Source organism: Oceanobacillus luteolus (assembly GCF_023715655.1).
Classification (GTDB): Bacteria; Bacillota; Bacilli; order Bacillales; family Amphibacillaceae; genus Oceanobacillus; species Oceanobacillus luteolus.
The window spans coordinates 48,063-69,838 of sequence record NZ_JAMBON010000005.1 but is presented as its reverse complement, the minus strand read 5'-3'; the positions used below and the strand labels follow the sequence as shown (position 1 = coordinate 69,838).

Sequence of the window (21,776 nt, the reverse complement as noted above, 5' to 3'; positions counted from 1 at the left end):
TTGAAACTATAATATATAGTTAATAACAAACCATAGAATGCCAAAGAAGATGATCAGGATTGCGGCATATTTTATAAAGGCAACTGCAACTCTGCTTGAATCCGTTTTCTTTTCCGTTCTTTCAATCTCTTTATGCTCATCCATATTGATTCACCTCAGATTAGTTTAGAATAGATTAATTATCGTTACCCAGTTATTATGTAGCCGAAACAAAAGATTTCGTTAAATACATGGATATAAAATAAGACTCTAAAATAATGGGTAGTAACATATTTCTCTCTCTAAGAAAAATAGTATATGTATAATAAACTGTTAGACTGGAGTTGAACACCGTCTCTGGCTGGCTATTAAACTAATCCATTCAAATTAAAGAGCCGAGAATTAAATGACTCGGCTCTTTATGGTTCAAGCGTTTTACTCATTTTGTGTATGTGTTAATTCTTCATAAAGATATGGTTTTCTGTCCTTTAAATAATCGATCTTGATCCGATGTTTGTATACCTCATCTAAATCTATCATCGTATTTGATATAAATTCCTCATTCACAGGTAATTCTTTAATCACTTTACCTCTCGGATTACATATTTTACTTTTGCCGAATAGCTCCAGTCCGTGATCATCAGATATATGATTCACACCAATAGTATATACTAAGTTCTCTAGTGCTCGCTGCGGCAAAATCAAATCCCACATATCCATGTTTTGGGCCTTCCAAGCTCCAGGAATAAAAATCATTTCGGCTCCTTTTAGGCTGAGGATTCTACTCACTTCTGGAAATCCAACATCGTAAAACATAGCAATTCCAATCTTTCCATACTTCGTTTCGAATACTGGGAATTCATTGCCTTCCCGAAAATATATCGCTTCTTCCCCCTGTAAATGGGGTGCAGCATAGGATCCTTCCAGGTCGCCTTCATCATTAAATAATAAAGCTGAGTTATAAAGAACGCCTTTTATTTCCCTTTCTTCAGGGATAGGGGCTATGAGGTATACTTTATTTTTACGTGCTACGTTGGATAAAAATTGCACACTATCCTGAAAATATGTTAAACCCAGTTCCACTGTTTTTTCTCCTAGATAATTCAAATGATAACCAGTGGAAAATAGTTTTGGCAGGCAGATAATCTGACTTCCTTTTTCAGCAGCATCCTCAACGAATTGAGCTGCTTTTTCTAAATTTCCTTGAACATCACCCAGTGTTACATTCATTTGGATCATCCCTATGTTTACAAGCTTTGCCATATGCTGATTCTCCTTTTATTTGTTTGTCGGATATTTGCTGAAAAAGGTATATTCTTCCCCCAATATAAACATTATTATTTGAAATATTAACAACATTGGATGTAAATGTAAATGTACATAATGGGTAAGGATGTAGTAGGTTGTTTTCCCGTATTGGATACTAAGAAATAGGCAAAAGGGACTGTTGGAGAATATCAATTTGTGAAACTAGGAATTCAGGTTTTCTGTAATCATCTTTTTCATATCGATATTCCGCAGTTTTTTCTTTGCTTCCTTTGCCCAACTTTTTACCGCTTCGATGGAAACACCCTCATTCTCAGCAATCTCTTTTAGTGTCATATCTTCAATAATGTAATATCGTACCCATTTCCACTGTTTTTCCGTCAGTATGTTTCTTATTTGCTTCCACATATAATCATCCATGTTGCTGTCTAGATGAGTGGTTATGTGAGACTGAGTCGTTTCGCTTACTTGATGATACGTAGCCGTATCATTTGCACCTTCGTCCTCCGATGTTGCCAGTTTCTCATTTTCCAACCTGCGACTTTCTTTTCGAATGAGATCGATTAAACGATTGCGGATCATATAATTGAAGTAGGTGGATAGTGGACCTTTATCTGGCTGATAGTTTTTATATGCACTCCACATAGCAATAAGCCCCTCCTGATAAAACTCTTGATGGTGATCTCGTATGTTCAACCTGTGCAAATGGTAATGGATCCTCCGCTCATTTTGTTCATATATCTCTTCGAAGGTAAATTTCTGCTTTTTCAAGAATATACACTCCTCCTCTTATGGGTCCTTATAATCATAATCGAATGAACTCCATAAAAGGGGGCGTAAAAACTAGAAGTTATGAAAGAATCAGAAAACATTAACATTATTATAGAACGTTTGTTCCTTCGTGTAAAGTTAATTTTGTAAAATAGATAAAAGAATTTAGAAGAATAAAAAGGATAGTTAGGGGGAGATGGATGTTCGTTGTATATGGTCATATTATGAAAAATAATCCCACCTGTTCGTAAACTAAACGAACTGAGGTGGGATTTTGAGGAGAGGCTGGAATTTCTCTCAGCTTAAAAACACATCTTGTTAAATTCTTGGTATATTTTGTGCTCCTTTAGAAACTGAACTTCCGATCCTTCGTTTCAGTTGGAACAAGAATACTGTAATCAATAAAATGATTCCGATTCCATTCAATAAGAAACTAGGGTATACGAACATACAGCCAGCTACAATTAATATTATCCGTTCCCAGATGGTAGTGCTTGTTTTCAGAAATCCGATTGTTCCTGCTGCAAGTGCAATAATTGCTAGTGTTGCGGTAAATGTTGCTATTATAATTTCCGTCCATGAACCTTCCATCAGTAGAGCTGGTTTCAAAACAAACATAAATGGGATAATAAAACCAACAATTCCTAGCTTAACAGCCTCGATACTGACAGTATTCGGATTTTCATCTGCAATTCCTGCAGCTGCGTAGGCTGCAACTGCAACTGGTGGTGTTATTGCAGAAAAAATAGAAAAGTACACGATAAACAAATGTGCTGCAAGTGGTGAGACACCTAATCCGATTAAAGCTGGAGCCGCCAACATGGCTGTCAATATGTAGGCAGCTGCTACTGGCATTCCCATCCCCAAAACAATACAAATGAGCATCACTAAAAATAGGGTAGGGACGAGTAGTCCGTCGGTGAACCCTAGAACAATACTTGTCAGCTTTCCACCGAGACCTGTAGACATGATTCCTGCGATAATCATTCCTGCTGCGGCACAGGCAGCGGTTACCGGAATGGAAGACTTTGCGCCGTCGACCATCGCGTGGAATGCTGTTTTGAATCCAATCCGTGTGTCTTTACGGAACCAACTGACAAGAATAACTGCAAGAATACTGTAAAATCCTGTCCTTGATGCACTGTATCCACTCATGAGAAAATACACTAAAACAATTAATGGAATAAAATAATACCAACCTTCTATCAATACCTCTTTTAATCGTGGAATACTTTCTTCCTCAGGTGTTGGTAAATCCAATCGTACAGCTTCCAAATGGACCATCACAAGTAAGGATACATAATAAAGGATCCCAGGGATGACGGCAGCTATCGCGATTGTTCCATAGGGGATTTGTGTAACTGCCGCCATCAAGAAAGCGGAAGACCCCATGATTGGCGGTAAAATACTCCCTCCTGTTGATGCAGCTGCTTCAATTGCTGCTGCCATGGAGGGTTTGTAACCACTTTTTTTGAGTACTGGAATAGTAAAGGACCCAGTCGTAACGACGTTGGCTGTCGGACTCCCGGAAATGGAACCAAAGAATGCACTGGCTAAGACTGTTACTTTAGCTGAACCTCCCTTTGTTCTTCCTGCAATGGCGGCCGATAGATCAAAGAAAAATTGACCCGCACCGGCATGCTTCAAAAATGCACCAAATAAAAGGAACATAAACACAAATGTTGCAGCAACTGAGAGTGGAGATCCCCAAATTCCATTATAGGTATAGGCTACATCATTAATGATCTCTGAAATGGAAAATTCACGATGGTGCCATAAACCTGAAAAATGATGTCCCCATATACTATAACCAAGGCCAATAAACACAATTGCAATGATTGGAAATCCCATCGTTCTTCGAGCAGCTTCTATCGTTAAGACCACAAAAATAACGCCAAAAAAGAGGTCAAGTGTACTTAATGGGTCTAGGATAGGAATCCTTACTGAAATCCGTTCTGCTTGAGCTGAAAAATACACTCCTGAAGATAATGCTAACAGTGCAGCGGCATAGTCATATAGAGTGGGTGCTTGCTTGATTTTATGTTTTCTTGAATAGCCGTACATCAAAAATGTCAGGCCCAATATTACAGATAGATGAATGGCCATCTGGTTCAACGGATCTAGTTTTCCCCAGATTACAGACCAGACTTGGTATATAGATAAAATGAAGGCCGTGCAGCTGAATATTTTTATGTGGAATGATGATAATTGCCGTCGGTATCCATAACCAAACCAACCTACAACAAATCCTTTTATGTTCATAAGGAACTAACTCCTTCTTGGCAAAATAAGATGTTTATTCATCCTTAGCAAGTATTCCGATATCTTTATAAAACTTCTCGGCTCCTGGATGGAGAGGGAGCTCTCCAACGTTTATCATACTTTCCTCTGTCAATTCTTTAAATTCATCATGTACGGTTTGTAAATAATTCAAGTTGTTGTAGATGCTCTTTGTAACTGCGTACACCTCTTCGTCAGAAACGTCCTTATGAACGATAAGAATTGCTGGGGTACTGACCGTATCAATGTCTTCTTTTTGAAAGTCATAGGTCCCAGCAGGAATCGTGTTGGGCTCCATTCCGAGTTTTTCGGATACCGTTTCAATAGTTTCCTTATCCAAGGAAACCATTTTTAAATCGATGGTTGTAGAGGCTTCAATAATATTACCTGAAGGTGCAGACTCGGCATTTCCAGCAGCGTCAATTCTTCCATCCGCCATCATTTCAAACGCCTTTGACCCGGACAGATAATCGACTGACCCTCCCCATGAAATGATATTTTCATAGGTTATCCCAAAATGATGGAATGTTTCCCGGGTGATCAGCTCAGCATCTGATCCTTTTTGGTTCACAGCCAAACGAATTGGTATTTGGTTTTCCACAATGTCATGAAGTGAATCGTATGGCACATCTTTTCTCACAAAGAATTGATAATAATTAGCTGGAATAACAACACTAACCGCACGAATATCTTCAAAAGCTTGATCGTATGGCTCTACTCCTCGATAAGCAGCATAGGCGGTCATCGCATAAGACAAACCATATGGAACCCTGCCGAGACCTACCATGGGAGGATTCTCTACTATACTGCCAGGTTCCACTGTAATATAGGAGGAATCATTTTCACGACGGACCGATTCGGCAATTCCTTCTGTAAATACTGCCCATGCACCACCTGTCCGACCGCCCTTGATAGTAGTAGTGATGCCGTTCGAATCAGAACCTTCTGTTTCTTCTTCGCAGCCAGCTAGAATAGATAGGAATAGCAGTAAAAGAATAGATATGAATGTTTTTTTGTTCATGTTCTAGCTCTCCTGTAAGTCGGAAATTATTTTTTGTTTCCTTCTTTGACTTGTAAACTAATATCTAGCGCTTTAACCGAGTGCGTCAATGCACCTAAAGATATATATCGAACTCCGGTATTGGCATAAGATGCTAGATTTGATAGATTAATCCCTCCAGAAGCTTCGGTTATAATTTGAGGTGGAACAAGTTTGGCAAATTCCCTCACTTCTTCAGGTTTGCGATTATCAAACATAATGACATCTGCATTTGCTTCAACGGCTTCTAACACTTCATCCCGCGTTTCCGTCTCAACTTCGATTTTTACCATATGGCCCACAGATTCACGTACTCGCTCAACTGCTTTTGTAATGGATCCGCAATAAGAAATATGATTATCCTTAATCATGACACCATCATATAAGCCGTTACGATGATTTTTCCCACCGCCAACGGTGACTGCATATTTCTCCAGCATCCTTAGGCCAGGCGTTGTTTTTCTTGTATCACAGATTTGAATGGAGGGATCATTTAAAGTCTCTACACATGTTTTCGTTAATGTGGCGATTCCACTCATCCGCTGGAGTAAATTTAAAATGACACGTTCGCCTGTCAGGATAGGTCTTACTGGACCAAAAGCTTCCGCAATCGTATCTCCTTGATTGACCCTATCTCCATCAGCAAAATGCAATTTAACTTCGATTTGTGGATCGAGCAAATGATAAGCAGCTTGGATGATTTCAAGTCCTGCAATAATTCCATCCTCTTTCGAAATGAAAATCCCTTTACCTTGTTGTTCGATAGGAAAGATAGAGTTGCTTGTTAAGTCATTATCACCAATATCTTCTAGTAAAAATGATTCTAGCATTTTCTTTAACTTTAGTTGATTCATCTTTATATCTCCTTATAAATCGAGTTAGTTGTGAAGTTTTTCACAATGAAATCATGGGTGTTTATTTGGGTGTATATTTAGATGTCTTGACAACTATCTTTACATAGATTTAATATTATATCAAGTAAAATTTTACATGCACATGGTAGAATTTTAGAATGGCATAACCATAAGGAAGTGTAAAAATATGAAAAAAATGTCGCCCCAAGAACGTCAAAAGTTAATTATCACAACGTTAGAAAGTGCATCCACACCAATTACAGCTTCAGAGTTTGCTGAAAAAGCGAATGTCTCCAGACAAGTTATTGTTCAAGATGTTTCCATCCTAAAAGCGAAAAACGAACCAATTATCGCTACGAGTCAAGGATATGTTTATTTAAGGGAGAAGGCCGAGGATAGTGTACAACGACGGACGATTGTGGTCCGACATACTCCAGAGCAAACACTAGAAGAGTTGTATATGATTGTTGATCATGGCGTTACGGTCAAGGATGTGAGTGTGGAGCATCCGGTATATGGTGACTTAACAGCCTCGATCATGGTGAGCAATCGAAAAGAGGTAGACTTGTTTTATGAAAAACTGCAAGATCCAAAAGCCTCTCATTTATCATCGTTAACGGAAGGTTTGCATCTTCATACGTTAGAAGCGGATTCAATAGAGAAGATTGAAGCAGCTTGCAGGGAATTGGAGAGGGCAGGGATTTTGGTTTGATATTTTATGATGTTCTGGAGCCAGATCTTTTTCTGGGACAGAATTTTGGAGTTAGAGGTAAGCAAGGAGTTTTCACGTTCCCTTTGGAACAATATTTCTATGTGAGGGGTAACGTAAGAAGTTCTCATGTACCCTCTGGAGCATGATTCAGAAGTGAGGGGTAACGTAAGAAATTCTCATGTACCCTCTGGAGTAGGATTCAGAAGTGAGGGGTAACGCAAGGGGTTCTCACGTGCCCTCTGGAACTTGAATTAGAAGAAATATCAAGCTTCGTAATTTGCAATTCCCGCAGTTTTGAACGGTTATCTCCGCCTTGATAGCCTCTTGCCTCCGACCCCGGAATAAATAGGGTCATAAGCTCCTTCTTCTTCTGTCTTAAACGTATTTGCCAACAATTCAAACAGTCTTTTATCAGATTCATGGTACCCATCCTCTGTGAAAATAGAAGTGCTGTAACAAATATCATTATGTTTTAATACCATCTGTTTGTGTGCGTATTCCACGTGTCCATAAAATCTTTCTATCTTGTCATTTTCAAAGGCTTCCCGTTGCTCAAGGTCATATGTCCACTCATCCATATCGTCCGAGCATAAAAAACTTTCATATGAAAAGCCAATGCTTAGATCATTTTCATCTGCCGGGAGGTTGATGGAATGATTTACTTTGTCTAGAAAAAAAGAGTATCTAAGATTAATTTGACAAATGATATAGTGAATGATATTATTAATAGTCTAGTAACAACTAAGTAATTCTGGCATTCTACAATGTTTTTGTTGATGCTTATTCAAACTGGAGCGACTAAGGGGTCGCAAGGACGCAAGAGCAGGTAGGGCTTGTGTTGCTTAAGTCAGAGAACATCCAGTGGAACATATACCGCGGTAAAGTGAAATTCTTTAACTTTGAATACATGCTGCGTTTTCTAAAAGCTATCCATTATAGCTGATAATCTTAAGAATTTCCCACCCGAAACAATCGGGATTAATAAAAATAAACTTATATGTTACTGAAAATCAAAGGGATACTCCAGATTGAAGGAGTATCCCTTTTCCAATGGCATTATTTTGCAAACCGCAATACTTTCCCTTCTTCCTCATTCAATCGGGTTTCATAAAACATACCATTCACCCAATCGTTAATTTTATCATGATACGCATCACTTCTGAAATGACCACTTTGTCCAGGGCCGTTGATGTGATATCCAGTTTCAATATTAGCTAAATCAATTACAAATCTCCAAGGAGCACCGTGCTCAACTTCTCCTGTATCACGATTATGAGCTGCTGCCATCGGGGTTATTGCACTTCCTCCGATCGGCAAAGGGTCCTTTCGATTAAAGAAAAACTCCAATACTGGATGAATGCTTGATAGCGGATGTCGGAATTCCACCTGGTGAAAATCTCCCCATTTCCAAGCAGAAAAATCTTCTCTAAATTCCACTTCGAGCTTTTGGACGGCTTGGGTTAAAGATTCAATCAACACATGTTCCAATCCGCCATTTTCATCCAGCCAAATCGACTCTTCTCCAACGATTCCTTTTCTTATGATCTTATCCGTCGTTTGTCCTCTCGCAGTGAACATATTCATCATTGAGCTTGGAAATCCCGAATGTCCCGAATATAATACATTTTCCACTTCATACATCCATTGGTGGAAAATTAAAGGTGCTGCTTCACCAGCATCATCCTCATAATCCCAAGATGCAATAATTTCCAAAGCTGCTTCTTCATTTTCCGATAAATCATTATCCTCGATTAATTGTAAAAAAGAAGGAACAAATTCCCTTGCTTGTAGATTCATTTGATCCATTTGTAAATTCTGCATATCTTCTATTGTCAGTTTATCTCTCTCCTCCAGCACCTCGGAAATTCGTTCGTAGCGGTACGGCTGTGCCCAGACGTTGCTGATATGATATGGATAGTCATCACCTACAACTTTGTTATTCGCTGTAGCAATATAACCCTTCTCCGGATTTACCACAGTAGGCAGTTCATCAAATGGGATGTACTCGTTCAATTCATTTTCTGCAAGCCAACCTTCAAGAGGGAGGAGGGCATCTCCAGGGTTTTTATAAAGTGGAATATTTCCGTTTGCCTTATAAGCAATTGTTCCATCTTTTGCAGCAAATACAAAATTCTGCGCCGGCACAAGGAACTTTTCGAGCCCTTTTTCAAATTCCTGCCAATTGGTCGCCTTATTCATCTCTAAAATTGCTTCGAGTTCCGTTGTCGGTTCGAGTGCCGTCCAGCGTAAGGACAGAACCGTCCCCCAACCACTTTCCTCTGCAAATTCGGAGATGACAGGTCCATGCCGTGTCACGACAACTTCATAATCAATCGTTTCTCCATCTCTAACGTGAATCGGTTCTGGAATTACTTCCGCTTCTTCCCATTCATCTTCAAACAAAAATTCATTTGGTGCTTCTGGATTTTGTTTTTCCAAATAGAGCTGCTGTACATCTGGTCCTGTATTGGTCACGCCCCATGCAATGTCCTCGTTATGTCCCAAAATAATTCCAGGTACACCTGCAAAAATTACTCCACTCACATTTAAATTATCTGTTTGCAAATGCATTTGAAGCCAAATGGAAGGGGTCGCCAATCCTAAATGCGGATCATTTGCAAGTATCGGTTCGCCCGATGCAGATTTTTCTCCGCTTACGACCCAATTATTACTCCCATTGAATTCATGAGGAATCACCGCATGTTCAAAGCTCTTGGCAATGTCGATTTCTTCATCCTTGATGATTGTTGGGCGGTTTTCGGGATAAACAGGGAACAGCTCGTACGCCTTCTCCTCCGAGAAACGGCTCAGCACATAGTAATTAAATGCTTGCCGTTCCCAGTTCCCGCCAAGGTCGAACGCCATAAACTTTCCAATTGTAAGTGAATCAATCGGTGTCCATTCTGCAGGCTCGGCATCCATTAACTGAAATTCAATTGGCAGACGGTTTGCTTTCTTCGCATCTTCAATGTACATATTCACACCATCAGCAAACCAATGTAAGACTTGCTTGCTTTCTTCTGAATAAATCTCATACGACGCTTCAGCAGCACGCCTTAGGCCCAATGTCCGGAAATATTTATCTTGATTTACTGTGGCCTCACCGACTACTTCACTTAGCGTTCCAGATGCTTGTCTTCGGGATAATTCCATTTGGAAAATTCGATGTTGCGCCTGAACATACCCTTGTGCTATATATAAATCCTGCTCATTTTGAGCACGTATATGAGGTACTCCGTGTGAATCCGTCAACACGGTGACTTCATCTTGTAAAATTGGAAGATTAATCGTGCCTTTAACCTGTGCTACCGAGCGATTTAAGTATATATTTGCGAATAAGAGCATGCAGAGTAAAACTAAAATAATTCCTCCGATAATAAACAAGAATAGTTTCCTTTTGGTTAGTCTCTTTTTTTGTCCTTTGTTTATTATTTCCTGTTCCAATTGTAACCCTCCTTTAAAGTATAGATTCTCTTTGTTGGAGGGAAATCCTTTATTTTTGAGAATGGAAATAATCAGGTATTAAAGTCGGTTAAGAATTATATTTAGTTCTCAGCACTAAATGATTAAGCATGTAAAACCTCAGAAGAATGGTTTGCCTGCCGCAGCCATCGGATTATATACTCCAGCATAAATCGATTCGCAAAACTGTTTTTATCATTAGCTTCTTTAGTTTCTAGTCCGAACTCATCTGAATTTGAAGGATACTCCCCACAAATGTCGATTCCACTTATGTTTTTGTTTTTAATAATTTCCTTAACGACTCTCAAGAGCTCACGTAAACGCATATTCCCATGATCCCAGGCAGTTATTGCGTCTTTTTTATCGAGGACATCTTTATCGATACTAAGGTAAACTTCGTCGGTTTGAATTTCTTGGTTGATGGAGTGGAGTGCACGCTTGAAATTCAAGCGGAGATGGTGTTTTGTATAAAGACGTACTTTTCCTTCTATGGAAGGGGGGATTTGTGTTTCTCCTTCTTCACTGACCCCGATAATCAAAACTTTTTGCAAGTAGGGATTAGTTTCAAGGGATTCAAGTACCCATGAACCACAGGAAATCAGATCCTCACTAGGGCTTTTTAATGTATCGGTGTGATGGTCAAATAAAATTAGGGTAAAAGGTTTTTGAACTTGTTTTAACAGCAGATAGGTGATGTAGTGGTAGTTTCCATTTCCAATCAGAGTGATGTTATTTCTCAGGTGGGAAATCTTATGTTCAATTGTCTTTAATGTAGCTCGTTCACAAAAAAGATTTGTGTTGGCAATCGATTGCAGGTCCACCCAATCAACATTTTCCTTGTGCAGAAAGGCTTGTTTTTGATATGTGTTATCAAAGTTAAGTACGGTAATCTTTTCATTCATTGTTACCTAACCCCTTTCTAGGAATAATATGAAGCTGTACTCTTTATTATATCACTTTTGGCTGTTTTCAGAAGATTATATGTTAGATTGATATAAACGACTCAAAAATTATTTGAGTGACATATACAATATCATTATTTTAGAAACATAGATTTAAAGAGGGTAAAAATACGAATTACTTATTGGCAAAGGGAGGCTTACTAATGATTGGTTTAAAAGAGATCCTAGAAGCTAAACAGGAGATACAAGATGTTATCCATGAAACGCCAATTTTGCATTCCACACAGCTAAGTGAAATCTGTGGCAATAACATGTATTTTAAAGCGGAACATCTTCAGAAGACTGGCTCCTTTAAAATCCGTGGCGCGACGAATAAAGTGAAAAAGGCAGTAAAGGGGAAAGCTAGATTTATCACGACGGCATCCAGCGGCAATCACGGACAGGCAGTTGCCTATATTGCAAATCAATTAAGGGTGCCGGCAACTATTGTAGTGCCTGAAGATGTAAGGGAAAGTAAATTGAAAGCGATAAACGCCTATGGTGGAACGGTTGCAAAACATGGTCTAACATCCGAAGAAAGATTGATAAAGGCTGAGGAGGTAGCAGAACAGAATCATGGTGTGTTTATTCCTCCATATAATGACGCACTTGTCATGGCAGGGCAGGGTACAGTCGGTTTAGAGATATTAGCGCAGCTGTCAGAGACAGATGTGGTTGTCGTTCCAATTGGCGGAGGTGGATTGATCTCCGGCGTATTGACTGCAATAAAGCAGAGTAAGCCAAATGTAAAAGTAATCGGTGTAGAACCAGAAACAGCAAATGATACGTATCTATCATTAAAAAATGGGGAGCTGACGGAGATCCCGGTATCAACTACAATTGCCGATGGGCTTCGGGCGATAAAACCAGGTTATCTGACATTTCCAGTCGTTCAGCGCTATATAGATGATATTGTGCTAGTATCGGACGATGACATTAAGGAAGCACAACTTCTTGTCCTGGAGCGGATGAAACAGCTGATTGAGCCGTCGAGTGCGACTACAGTAGCTGCAGCGATGCATGGTAAGCTGCATGTGAAGGATAAAAATGTCGTATGTGTACTGACGGGAGGAAATATGGATGTTAGATAACAAGTCTTGTCTTCAGGAGTAGAGCATGATAGATAAATTAGCTGTTATATTTCACAAGGAAATGAAGGAGTGGTCATCCACTCCCTTATTTAAATTTTTCCAAATTAATTACTTGAGTTTTAAAATGTAAACACTTACAATACAGTTGTACAAAATATAGTATATTGGGATTAAGTATGTATTGAGAAGAAAATAAATAATGGGAATAGATTAAGCAAGATTGAATATATTGCATTAGAATTGCTTTGAATATAGAATGATTCTATACTATTAATGTACGAAAAATAGTATATTGGTGAGGTATATAAATATGTGGGAAAAATTATATTCAAAAAACGGTTTAGCAGCAAAGCATATAGCAAAAGAGTTATTAGAATTGGAGATTGGAAGTAAAATCCCTCGAGTGTCTGATTATAGCGTGAAACTTTCCATAGGACGAGGAACGGTTCAAATTGCTTTAGGCTTATTAGAAGAGCTAAAAGCAATTCGTTTGGAGGCTCGAGGGCATCTAGGTACTTATTTAATTGATAAGGACGACCAATTGTTGCAAGAGATTGCGGGAATTTCTCCTTTGATAGGATCCATGCCGTTACCATACTCCCGAAAGTATGAAGGATTAGCAACGGGCTTATTTGAAGCGTTTGAAGGAGCAGGTAAAAAAATATCCTTATCATACATGCGAGGGGGATTAAATCGTTTAGAAACAGTCCGGACAAAGCGTAGTGATTTCGCAATTGTTTCCAAAATGACAGCAGATAATATTCTATTAAAATATCCCAATCTAAAAATATTCAAACGCTTTGGCGTTGAAAGCTATGTCTCCTCTCATAAAATATTTTTAGCAAACCGGGAGGATCACACGATTTACGATGGAATGAGGGTAGGGGTCGATGTTGAATCTACGGACCAAACGGAGTTGACTTATAGTGAATTCAATGGCTTGTCTGTTGAATATGTACACATAAATTATATGCAACTGTTTGATATGTTAGATTCCAAGAAGATTGATGCTGCAGTGTGGAGCAGTGATGATAAGAGATTAATGAAGGCCTTTCCGTCGATTGGCTTCAAGGTTCCAAGAACGATAGAACTATCCGAAGATACTTCGGAAGCTGTCATTGTTATTGATGGTGAAAGAGAAGAAGAATTCATTGAAAAATGGGGTTCCGTACAGTTACAAGATATTCTAGATATCCAGAGACAAGTGGAAAAAGGAGTCAAAATGCCGAAATATTAAGGGGTGTGTTTATACATTAGGTGAGGAATGAGTATGATTTTACAGGTATACGGCATTACTCCTTCCTAACCATAGCTAACTTCATAGTTATAGATTCGAAGAAAGAGGGTGAGAGGTGTGTTGGAACCTGGGATTACCTATATGCATGAACATACAACAATTGATCTTTCTGAAGTGAAAAAAAGTGAAGACTGCCAACTTGATGTATTCTCAGAAACAGTAAAAGAATATCAAAAATTATTTGATAAAGGTGTTCGTAATATTGTTGACGTAACCAATTTTGGAATGGGAAGGAACATCCCGTATGTTGAAAAGGTTGCCGAAAAAAGTGGGATAAATATTATTCATGCTACTGGTTTTTATCAAGAAAAGTTTTATCCTATTCAGGTCTTTCGAGAATCGAGAGATGAGTTAGCTGAACGGATGTTAATAGAAATAACGGAAGGGATTAAAGGAACAAATACGAAAGCGGAAATTATTGGAGAAATCGGAACGAGCCATAATAAGTGGACGGAAACAGAAAAGAAAGTTTTTGAGGCGGTTGTCATTGCTCACAAGGAAACGAATAAACCAATTACCACTCATACTACTTTAGGTACATTAGGCCACGAACAGGTTGCCTTTTTTAAACAACATGGAGTGGATCTAAATCGAGTAATAATAGGTCATGTCGATTTGACGGGGGATGCAGATTATATTCTTCATATGTTAAAAGAAGGGGCGTATGTAGAGTTTGATACGATTGGCAAGGAAAGTTATATGCCGGATCAAGTACGTGCAGATATCTTGTGGGAGATTCAACAGAAGGGTTATATCGATAAGGTTTTACTATCGATGGATATAACTAGAAAATCCCATCTAGAGTACCAAGGTGGCCTCGGATACTCTTATTTACTCGATTCGTTCGTTCCCCTTCTTGAACAGACAGGGCTTTCAACTGAGTCGATTGAGAAAATGTTGATTAAAAATCCAACTGAATTTATGAATGGTTGAGGTGAAATCATGAAAACCAAACCACTAAAAAGTATCTCAATGGAAGAAGCGCAGAGAATGCAATTTTCCTTGGTTGATATTGTCACCAAACATTTTCAGGGAGATGAGATACTTTCGCTAGGAGATTTAGGTGTAGTAAGAGGGATGAATAAACCCCGTTATACAAAGAAAGTTGAAGAAGTACTAGCAGAATTTTTTGGAGTGGAGAAAGCAAAGCTTGTTCGCGGTGCGGGTACTGGGGCATTACGATACGGCTTGATGAGCTTTCTCAAACCAAATGAGAAGATATTGGTACATGATGCACCCATTTACCCAACGAGTAAAACTACAATAGATTCCATGTCGATTATACCGGTAGCTGTTGACTTCCATGATAATGAACAATTAATAAAGACAATCCGTGATAATCCAGACATAAAAGGGGCTTTGGTTCAGCATACACGACAAAAAATCGATGACAACTATGAAATAGATGAAGTCATCAAAACAATCAAAACCGCTAATTCATCTCTCACGATCATTACTGATGACAATTATGCGGCAATGAAGGTGAAGCATATAGGTGCACAAGCCGGAGCGGACTTGTCTACATTCTCTTTATTTAAATTGTTGGGTCCAGAGGGGATTGGTCTCCTTGTTGGCAAGACAGAGCACATTGAAAAGATTGAGGAATTGAACTATTCAGGTGGTAGTCAAGTTCAAGGCTACGAAGCATTGGAAGCGCTTAGAGGCCTCATTTACGCACCTGTCATGTTGGCCATACAAGCTGAAGTCAATGAGAAATTAGTTGATAGATTGAATGAAGGAATTATTCCTGGTATTAAACGGGCTTTCCTTGCAAATGCCCAATCCAAAGTGTTGCTAGTAGAATTTGAGGAGCCGATAGCTGAGGAAGTTCTCAAATATGCAAATGAGTTAGGAGCGGCGCCAAATCCGATTGGTGCTGAATCAAAATATGAATTTGTACCGATGTTCTATAAAGTATCCGGAACATTCCTATCTGCTGATCCCACGCTGGGTAAAAGGATGATTCGGATTAATCCAATGCGAAGTGGTCCTGATACAGTAATACGCATTATTGATACCTCCATTAAAACAATAAAAAGTAATTCACAGTATTAGTTGAGAATATACTAAAAGGAGGGGAGTGCAGTGGAACGTAGGGTAATTATTTTAATCTTAGATAGTCTTGGCGTTGGGACAATGGAAGATGTGGAGGAATACCATCCTGAAGACCTCGGAGCTAATACTTTTTGCCATATCATTGACAGTATCCCATCCATAAACATACCAAATATGGAAAAGTTAGGAATCAATAATATTTTAAACCACCCAGCATTAACAAAGAAAGAGGGCCCATTAGCTAGTTATGGAAAACTTAACCCAATGCACCCGGGCGCCGATAGTTTTGAGGGGCATAACGAGATTATGGGGACTAAGCCGAAAAAAACATATCGAGCACCATTTATAGATAATTTACAGCATGTTAAGCGAGCATTAGAAGTGGAAAGATTCAAAGTAACGATACCGAAACAAGAGTTGCCTTATCTTTTGGTAAATGATCGGGTGATTGTTGCAGACAATATCGAAACAGACTATGGGCAAATTTATAATGTCACTGGACCATTGGACGAAATATCATACGAGGAAGTTTTGGAAATCGGTAAATGCGTTAGACAAAATGTTAAAGTTAACCGGGTGATCGCTCTAGGCGGGGAAAATGTTACTTCAGAACAGCTACAAAAGGTTGTTGAAAGAAGAGATGACGGTCTGGTTGGAGTAAACTCACCGAAATCGAATGTTTATAAACAGGGATATCAAGTAAGACACTTGGGGTTCGGTATATCACCAGAAAATCAGTTACCCATGATCGCTGTAAATGCAGGGCTAGATGTCTCGCTAATTGGTAAAATGCAAGATGTCATTTATTGTAAAGGGGCTTCCAAGTTTCCTGGAGTAGATACAGAGCAAGTTATGAAAGATATCATATCTGAAATGGACCATATCAAGCATGGACTTATAGCTGCAACTGTTCAAGAAACTGATTTGGCTGGGCATGCTCAGAATCCAAAACGCTATGCAAATCGAATTGAATTGGTAGACTATTATTTAACTTCATTGTTAAATAAAATGACCGATCAAGATCTATTGATTATGAGCGCTGACCATGGGAATGACCCGACCATTGGGCATAATCAGCATACAAGAGAAAAAACATTTCTATTAGCTTACCAGAAAAAAGCAAAGAGCGCATTTCTTGATGAAAGAAAGACATTATCAGATATCGCAGCAACTGGAGCAGATTTTTTGCAGCTCAATAAACCTGAAAATGGCACATCATTTCTCTCTTTAATGTCGAAACCGTAGGAGGAGAAAACATGTTTTTAGAAGCTACTTGGAAGAGAAACAGTAAATTAATTGAGGCATCCATCGATTTTCATCACCAAGGGTATATTTCTCCTAACACATATGTGGTAGACCTGGATACAGTAAAACAAAATGCTACAATTTTGGCCAGAGAAGCCAAAAAACAGGATATTGAACTGTTCTTTATGACAAAACAGTTAGGTCGGAATCCATTGGTCGCAAAGACAATTGTAGAAGCGGGGATTGAGAAAGCTGTAGCAGTAGATCCTTGGGAGGCAATAACATTGTATAATCATGGGATCCCTATAGGTCATGTCGGCCATCTTGTTCAAATTCCAAAGTGTATGGTCCATAGCATTCTAACACTTCATCCGGATTATATTACTGTTTTCAGCTATGAAAATGCTCGGATAATTAGTGATATTGCTTTAGAAGTGGGTAGGAGGCAAAAAGTATTTCTACGCATTGCTGATCTGGATAATTTTATTTATGACGGTCAAAAAGGCGGTTTTACAAATCAACAATTATTACGGGAAATCGATGAACTAATACAACTGGAAGGAATAGAAATTGCCGGCTTGACAAGCTTTCCATGTTTGCTGATTAAAGAAGATGAAGTGGAACCAACACCGAATGTTCAATCCATGTTAAAGGCAAAAGAATTATTGAAACGAAAAGGCTTTTCAAACATTGAAATGAATATGCCTAGTGCAACATCTACAGATACTCTCCCTTTATTGAAGGAGCTAGGTGCAACCCAAGGAGAGCCAGGACATGCATTTACAGGTTCAACCCCTTTGCATGCAGCGAAAGATTTACCGGAGTGTCCTGCAATGGTATATGTCTCTGAAGTGTCTCACGTTTATGATCGGCACTCTTATGTTTTTGGTGGTGGATTTTATCCTAGATCCCGTGTGGAGCACGCTCTTTTAGGTACAAATATAAATAATGTTAAAGAGGTGGAAGCTATTGAAAATAATCCATCTAATATCGATTATTATGGAACATTAAATACAAATAAAGCAAGGGTTGGGGACACCGTTATTTATGCATTTCGAACCCAAGCATTTGTGACCAATGCCCAATTAGCTATCGTAAAAAATCTTAACTCAAAACCTGAGTTAATTGGAATCTATGATGCTATGGGGAATCAGATTAGATGAAGTTTATAGAGTTTTGAAAGCGCTGTCTTATTTTTGGAAACTGATTAATTGGAGTGGATTTTAAAAGGCGTCATGACTAGAGGAGGAAAAGCAATGAATTTAGAATCGTATAAAGAGAGATTACAAATCTTGTTGGAGCAAGAAGTGATTAGCCAAAAATCATATGATGTTTCTTTACAAGCTTTCGAACAATTAATGGAGGCAATCGATAAAACAGATATCGAGCAAGCGGAAATGCTTTTCACTCATTTACCAATGGCGTTGGAAAGAAGAAAAAAAGGGGAAGAATTCCCTTCGCCAAGTTTAGAAATTAAGCGAGAAGTTAAAGGTTCCATTCATTATGATTTTGCCGTGGAACAAGTACGAATGGTCGAAGAACTATTGGATGACTCTCTACCTGAAGGAGAAAAACAATTTCTATATATGCATTTCACAAATGTATTAAATATAAATTTATGAGGAGGAAATAAAATGAAAATTGTAATTGGTGGTCAAGTTGAGAAGAAGGAAATTGAGAACCTGATTAAAGAATTAGATTCATCAATTGAAACGGTCATCAAATCTGATTTGGAAGCAGCTATGATAATGAAAACAAACCAAGCGGATTATTATCTTGGAGCATGTCATACCGGAGGCGGGGGAGCTTTGGCAATGGCGATTGCGATAATTGGTAGAGACAAATGTGAAACCGTATCGATGCCAGGAAAAAAGCCTAAGAATGAAAGTGTAATGGAAGCGGTAAAAAGTGGAAAAAAAGCTTTCGGATTTACAGGAGATCATGTGGATGCTGCAGTGCCTATGATTATTAATGCCATTAAAGAAAATAGATAGGAGGATTTTCCATGGAGACATTATTTGTCGTTTTAATTGGGATGGTTGCCGCCATTTTAGCCAATAGAAATATTGCTGTTTTTAACGATGGATTACGTCCGATTGTTTCCGAACATATTGAAGGTAGACTTAATAGAAGAGAACTTGGATTAACTGCCTTTGCAATGAGTTTTGGATTAGTAATTGGATTTGGTATACCGTTCACTATATCCGCTAGTATTATTTTGATTCATAGTATTTTATTAGGAACAGATATCATCGGACTTTTGACTCCTAAAAATAAATGGGGTACCCCTGTTGCCGCATTAATTGGAGGACTATATGGTTGGGGACTTATTGCAGGGTTAGAGGGATTTGTAAAATTATTTGATTACTTGCCGGTTAATTTCTTAGAGCCATTAGGTGAAGTTGGAACCCCTGTTGTCGTTACATTTATGACTTTTCCAGCACTCGCAGTAGCAATGCAATTCGGGATTAAGAAAGGTGTTCTAACCTTCGTCGTAGCAGCACTCGTTAGGCAACTGGCAGTATTTGTGAACGAGCAAGGTTTAATTACAATTGGTGATAATGTAGTCTCCATCAACCAAGAAGGTATGGCATTAATTGTTGGAATGATTTTCTTATTTGTATATGCAATCAAAGAGAAAGCGTCAGAAGGGTCATCTGTCGATTTAGCTTCTCTCTTTAGTGATAAAGTAAGATCAATTAAAAAGAATGTAGTCTTTTTCATGGTTATCGGTGGTCTGATTGCCGGTGCTACAAACCTTATGTTAATGGCTGGTGATCCAATCTCGTTGAATCTATTATCTGAAGGCCAAACGGCGGATGCGGGAATCGCTGCAGCGGCGAGAGCGATTGGTTTTATTCCCCTAGTTGCGAGTACAGCAATTGCTACTGGTGTTTACAGTCCTGTTGGATTTACCTTGATTTTTGTAGTCGGATTCTTCTCTCCAAATGTTTGGCTGGCACTTATTATTGGGGCAGCAATTATTTTCGCGGAGGTAATGCTATTAAGTTATATTGCTAGATTCCTAGATAAATATCCTGGAGTTCGTAATTCTGGGGAAAACATCCGGAATGCAATGACAAGGCTGCTTGAAGTTGCATTATTAATTGGTGGTGCAAATGCTTCTAATATGATTGCGCCAGGTTTCGGCTTTTTCTTCATTGCAGGTTTCTATCTGTTAAATGAAGTAGCAGGTCGTCCAATAGTAAGGATGGCGGTTGGACCGGTAGGGGCGATTGCTGTTGGTATAATTGCAAACATTTTAGTTGCGTTTGGGCTCATGACTATTCCGCAGTAGGCCAGGGTGATTATTTATTTTTTCTGAATGTAGAATGAAAATGGGAAAGCCTTGAATGGCTTTCCCATAGTGTGTATTACTTAATTCTTTCCTCAGTATCCGCATCAAAGAAATGAGCTTTATTCATATCGAATGCTAGGTCCATCGTATCTCCAGCCATAACATCAGTACGTGAATCAATTCGTGCTACGAAGTTTTGATCTCCCACTTTTGAGTATAAGAACGTTTCAGCACCGTTTAATTCCGCAACTTCAATTACAGTTGAAATCTTTGTTTCCGGTGTGGATTCGATGAAAACAAGTTCATCATGGATGTGCTCTGGACGCACTCCAAGTATGACTTCCTTACCGATATAATTATTGTCTTTCAGTACTTTCAGTTTTCCTTCTGGTATTTTAATTTTAACGTCACCAATTACAAAGTAAGAGTCTTGGATTACTCCATTGAAAAAGTTCATGGAAGGTGAGCCGATAAAGCCGCCGACAAATACATTATTCGGATTCTCATAAACCTCTGCGGGTGCTCCGATTTGCTGGATTTCCCCATCTCTCATTACAACGAGGCGGGTTGCCATCGTCATCGCTTCCGTTTGATCGTGTGTCACATAGATAGTTGTTGATTGCAGACGTCTGTGCAGCTTTTGGATTTCTGTACGCATTTGGACACGTAGCTTAGCATCAAGGTTTGATAGAGGTTCGTCCATCAAGAACACTTTAGGATCACGTACAATAGCACGGCCTAATGCAACACGCTGACGTTGTCCTCCAGAAAGTGCTTTCGGTTTCCTATCCAAGTATTCTTCCAAACCTAAAATTTTTGCTGCTTCCTGAACACGGCGATCAATTTCATCTTTCTTCATTTTTCTGAGCTTCAATCCGAATGCCATATTATCGTATACACTCATATGCGGGTAGAGTGCATAGTTTTGGAAAACCATTGCGATGTCTCGGTCTTTCGGAGGGACATCATTCATTCTTTTATTATCGATATATAAATTTCCTTCCGTAATTTCTTCCAGGCCGGCAATCATCCGTAGGGTAGTAGATTTTCCACAACCTGAAGGTCCGACGAATACAATAAATTCCTTATCTTGAATATGTAGATTAAAATCCTTTACAGCGACTACTTCTTTGTCATACTTCTTTTGAATATGTTCCAATACTAATTCTGCCATTGAATACTCCCCCTATCAATTTTGAAAGCGTTTCATTATCTAATTCTAATTATAATAGATTAGTTGATTTGTTAAATAGTAAACGTGCACAAAGAGTGAAAGCGTTTTTATGCATATTTACAAGAAGGCCAATTTTTCTATTATTTTTGCTACTGGGTTTGCTATAATTAGATGATGTTCCATCCATCATGAAGAATTATCATACGATGAATATATCAAAAGGCTTAATTATCCAAGAATAAATGGCAAACTAGATAGTCATATAATCACATTGTCTTTAATACTGAAAAAATATATACTAATAATTAATAT

The 21,776-nt window shown here is 38.7% G+C and carries 20 protein-coding genes; 10 read left to right on the top strand and 10 right to left on the bottom strand.

Features of this window, described 5'->3' with window-relative positions; all coding sequences use genetic code 11:
* Positions 1–6: 6 nt before the first annotated feature.
* From M3210_RS05685 to nadC, 6 genes are all read right to left on the bottom strand, one after another.
* Complete coding sequence (locus M3210_RS05685) at positions 7–144, bottom strand: hypothetical protein (RefSeq protein WP_251512319.1); 138 nt, start codon at positions 142–144, stop codon at positions 7–9.
* 270 nt (positions 145–414) lie between these two features.
* Positions 415–1,242 (bottom strand): nitrilase-related carbon-nitrogen hydrolase, encoded by an 828-nt coding sequence (locus tag M3210_RS05680; protein WP_251512318.1) that lies wholly within the window; start codon positions 1,240–1,242, stop codon positions 415–417.
* 207 nt (positions 1,243–1,449) lie between these two features.
* On the bottom strand, positions 1,450–2,016 hold the full coding sequence (locus tag M3210_RS05675) for a sigma-70 family RNA polymerase sigma factor (RefSeq protein WP_251512317.1): 567 nt from the start codon (positions 2,014–2,016) through the stop codon (positions 1,450–1,452).
* 318 nt (positions 2,017–2,334) lie between these two features.
* Positions 2,335–4,278, bottom strand: a complete 1,944-nt coding sequence (locus tag M3210_RS05670; RefSeq protein ID WP_251512316.1) for a TRAP transporter permease — start codon at positions 4,276–4,278, stop codon at positions 2,335–2,337.
* Between the two features lie 34 nt (positions 4,279–4,312).
* Positions 4,313–5,317 (bottom strand): TAXI family TRAP transporter solute-binding subunit, encoded by a 1,005-nt coding sequence (locus tag M3210_RS05665; protein ID WP_251512315.1) that lies wholly within the window; start codon positions 5,315–5,317, stop codon positions 4,313–4,315.
* 26 nt (positions 5,318–5,343) lie between these two features.
* Positions 5,344–6,189, bottom strand: a complete 846-nt coding sequence (nadC, locus tag M3210_RS05660) for a carboxylating nicotinate-nucleotide diphosphorylase (RefSeq protein ID WP_251512314.1) — start codon at positions 6,187–6,189, stop codon at positions 5,344–5,346.
* A gap of 187 nt (positions 6,190–6,376) precedes the next feature.
* Here nadC and M3210_RS05655 point away from each other — a divergent pair, with 187 nt between their 5' ends.
* On the top strand, positions 6,377–6,901 hold the full coding sequence (locus M3210_RS05655) for a transcription repressor NadR (protein ID WP_251512313.1): 525 nt from the start codon (positions 6,377–6,379) through the stop codon (positions 6,899–6,901).
* 302 nt (positions 6,902–7,203) lie between these two features.
* Here M3210_RS05655 and M3210_RS05650 read toward each other — a convergent pair whose 3' ends face one another.
* The 3 genes from M3210_RS05650 to M3210_RS05640 all read right to left on the bottom strand — a co-directional run bounded on the left by M3210_RS05650 (position 7,204) and on the right by M3210_RS05640 (position 11,265).
* On the bottom strand, positions 7,204–7,479 hold the full coding sequence (locus M3210_RS05650; RefSeq protein WP_251512312.1) for a hypothetical protein: 276 nt from the start codon (positions 7,477–7,479) through the stop codon (positions 7,204–7,206).
* Between the two features lie 478 nt (positions 7,480–7,957).
* On the bottom strand, positions 7,958–10,246 hold the full coding sequence (locus M3210_RS05645; RefSeq protein ID WP_251512428.1) for a penicillin acylase family protein: 2,289 nt from the start codon (positions 10,244–10,246) through the stop codon (positions 7,958–7,960).
* Positions 10,247–10,467: 221 nt separating this feature from the next.
* Complete coding sequence (locus M3210_RS05640; RefSeq protein ID WP_251512311.1) at positions 10,468–11,265, bottom strand: arginase family protein; 798 nt, start codon at positions 11,263–11,265, stop codon at positions 10,468–10,470.
* Between the two features lie 203 nt (positions 11,266–11,468).
* On the opposite strand from M3210_RS05640, the gene M3210_RS05635 reads away from it, so the two are divergent.
* The 9 genes from M3210_RS05635 to M3210_RS05595 all read left to right on the top strand — a co-directional run bounded on the left by M3210_RS05635 (position 11,469) and on the right by M3210_RS05595 (position 20,290).
* The gene (locus tag M3210_RS05635; RefSeq protein ID WP_251512310.1) at positions 11,469–12,395 is read left to right on the top strand and encodes a threonine/serine dehydratase family protein; all 927 of its coding nucleotides are present in this window, start codon (positions 11,469–11,471) and stop codon (positions 12,393–12,395) included.
* A 310-nt stretch (positions 12,396–12,705) separates the two neighbouring features.
* A complete protein-coding gene (yhfZ, locus tag M3210_RS05630) occupies positions 12,706–13,632 on the top strand; it encodes a GntR family transcriptional regulator YhfZ (RefSeq protein WP_251512309.1) in 927 nt (308 codons plus the stop codon).
* A gap of 117 nt (positions 13,633–13,749) precedes the next feature.
* A complete protein-coding gene (locus M3210_RS05625) occupies positions 13,750–14,625 on the top strand; it encodes a phosphotriesterase family protein (protein ID WP_251512308.1) in 876 nt (291 codons plus the stop codon).
* Positions 14,626–14,634: 9 nt separating this feature from the next.
* Positions 14,635–15,747, top strand: coding sequence for an aminotransferase class V-fold PLP-dependent enzyme (locus tag M3210_RS05620; protein ID WP_251512307.1), 1,113 nt, complete (start codon positions 14,635–14,637; stop codon positions 15,745–15,747).
* 30 nt (positions 15,748–15,777) lie between these two features.
* Positions 15,778–16,992: a phosphopentomutase gene (locus M3210_RS05615; RefSeq protein ID WP_251512306.1), complete on the top strand. Its 1,215-nt coding sequence runs from the start codon at positions 15,778–15,780 to the stop codon at positions 16,990–16,992.
* 11 nt (positions 16,993–17,003) lie between these two features.
* The gene (locus tag M3210_RS05610; RefSeq protein ID WP_251512305.1) at positions 17,004–18,155 is read left to right on the top strand and encodes a YhfX family PLP-dependent enzyme; all 1,152 of its coding nucleotides are present in this window, start codon (positions 17,004–17,006) and stop codon (positions 18,153–18,155) included.
* A 93-nt stretch (positions 18,156–18,248) separates the two neighbouring features.
* A complete protein-coding gene (locus M3210_RS05605) occupies positions 18,249–18,614 on the top strand; it encodes a PRD domain-containing protein (RefSeq protein ID WP_251512304.1) in 366 nt (121 codons plus the stop codon).
* Between the two features lie 12 nt (positions 18,615–18,626).
* Entirely contained in the window at positions 18,627–18,986 is a 360-nt protein-coding gene (locus tag M3210_RS05600; protein ID WP_251512303.1) for a DUF2620 domain-containing protein, read from the top strand.
* Positions 18,987–18,997: 11 nt separating this feature from the next.
* Positions 18,998–20,290: a YhfT family protein gene (locus M3210_RS05595; protein WP_251512302.1), complete on the top strand. Its 1,293-nt coding sequence runs from the start codon at positions 18,998–19,000 to the stop codon at positions 20,288–20,290.
* A gap of 76 nt (positions 20,291–20,366) precedes the next feature.
* Here the strand turns inward: M3210_RS05595 and M3210_RS05590 are convergent, their stop codons facing one another.
* Entirely contained in the window at positions 20,367–21,464 is a 1,098-nt protein-coding gene (locus M3210_RS05590; protein WP_251512301.1) for an ABC transporter ATP-binding protein, read from the bottom strand.
* Positions 21,465–21,776 lie beyond the last annotated feature (312 nt).